This is a genomic window from Monashia sp. HAY1-5C (assembly GCF_056755255.1).
In genome coordinates this window covers 1-290 of record NZ_JBPGXG010000316.1, presented here as the reverse complement: position 1 = coordinate 290, position 290 = coordinate 1, and the positions used below count along the sequence as shown (strand labels likewise).

The 290-nt window shown below is 44.5% G+C and carries 1 protein-coding gene; it reads left to right on the top strand.

All coding sequences use genetic code 11. The annotated features are described in order from the left end of the window. Positions 1-290, top strand: a 290-nt coding sequence (locus tag ACR9ZK_RS21825; RefSeq protein ID WP_481344048.1) for a hypothetical protein, incomplete at both ends; no start/stop codon positions are given.

Here is a 290-nt window from a genome sequence, read left to right as displayed (position 1 = left end):
CTACCATAGGGCTTGTTGCCAAAGCAGATCCCTTCATTGGTGCCGAAGCAACCATTGACCTGATTGCCTGGGGGAAAAAGCTTCATCCTGCAGCTCAGGCTGTAATTACTGCTTTAGACCTGCTGGCTTATGCAGCTGATGCGGAAGTTCGCTTTGATCTGAAATTTTACGGAAAACTCGTTATTCAGGGTAATATTGAACTAAGCCGATTAAAGAAAGAAGGCGAATTAAAAGCCGAAGGACAGTTCGGATTCAGCTTGACATTGTCTGCAAAAGCAACAGGAAAAGTA